The 1,303-nt window shown below is 67.9% G+C and carries 1 protein-coding gene and 1 pseudogene; both read right to left on the reverse strand.

Features of this window, described 5'->3' with window-relative positions; genetic code table 11:
* A partial coding sequence (locus AO501_RS15325) for an FHA domain-containing protein (protein ID WP_156452584.1) occupies positions 1-501 on the reverse strand: 501 nt, incomplete at its 3' end.
* A gap of 47 nt (positions 502-548) precedes the next feature.
* Positions 549-1,303 (reverse strand): annotated as a pseudogene (locus AO501_RS15330) (serine/threonine protein kinase); the annotation flags it as partial.

The following is a 1,303-nucleotide window of genomic DNA, read 5'->3' on the forward strand; positions in this document are numbered from 1 at the left end:
GACCGTCGCCTGATCGATCGCATGCACCGCGGTCGGCGTCCGCAGCGACGCCGTCACCCCCGACGCCGTCTGCCCCGCAGCGCTGGACAGCGGCGGTAGCGGGATCTCGGTGGTCTTCGCCAGCGGCTCGGACGGCGGCGGCAATGGCGGCAACTGACCCACCATGGTCGTCGCCTCTCCGATCGACACCGGCTGTCCCGCATCAGGAGCCAGTTCGATCTCTTGGCCTGAGGTGACCGATCCGAGAATCACCGTCACCGGCTCATCGCCGACGACCACCTCTTCCACCCGGGCGCCCTGCACATACATGCCGTTGCTGCTGCGATTGGACAACACCCAGCCTGACTCGGTGGGCTCCAGCACCGCATGCACCCGCGAGATCCGCGGATTGTCCAACTGAATATCGCTCTCACCCGAACGCCCCACCGTCCACACCCGCCCCGGAGCCACCAGCCAACTGCGCCCACCCCCACGCACCACCAGCCCCACGATCTCGCCCATCGCCTGCCTCCGTTACTCCCGCGGACCGTGATGCTACGACGACCGGTCTATGAGTGCTTGGCCCACCATTTGTAGAGCTGGTCGAGGCTGGGTACCTGCTGTTTCCCACCGACGAGTGCGTAGACCAGCGTCTGCTCGTTGCTCCACATCACCTGTGGGTCGTTGCCCTTGTAGATGCCGCAGGCCATCTGGCCCAGAACGGTTTTCGGGTCCTGGGTGTGCCACCAGTTGCCGGGAGACGCCTTGCCGCCCGGACACTGCTGGATGGTGAAGGTGGTGGTGAAGCTGGTGAAGGCCTTCTTCAGCGATGCCACGTCGGGAAACAGTCCGTAGGCCGACAGTTTGGGACCGTTGGCATCGGTGTTCTGCCCGCACGACACCGAAACCAGGGCGCCCGGCATCGTTTTCGCATCCGTCGTGCAGGTGCCGGCGGGATACCCCGCGGGAAGCAGGCTCATCAACCGGGCCTGCGCCTGCGGCGGTGCGCTTGACGACGGCGGGGTTGTCGTTGTGGTCGACGTGGTGGGCCGGGTTGTGGTGGTCCGTTGCCTGGTGGCCTGAGGTTGGTCGTCGTCCTTATTCAGTGCCCAGATGCCGATGCCGCTCAGCATCAGGACCAGGACGACAGCGGCAACACCTGCGACGATCGCCCACGGGTTGCGGGCGCGCGACTGCACGGGTGGGTTGGCGGCCTGCCATGGCCCGGTGAACGGCGGCGCTGGGCCCGGTGGTGGGCCCGGCCGGCCGGCCACGCCGGGTGAAGGGGCGGGGGGGCGCGGCGGCATGGGCGGGCCGGGGTGGG

Origin of the sequence: Mycobacterium gordonae (assembly GCF_001417955.2) — a bacterium.
GTDB lineage: Bacteria > Actinomycetota > Actinomycetes > Mycobacteriales > Mycobacteriaceae > Mycobacterium > Mycobacterium gordonae_B.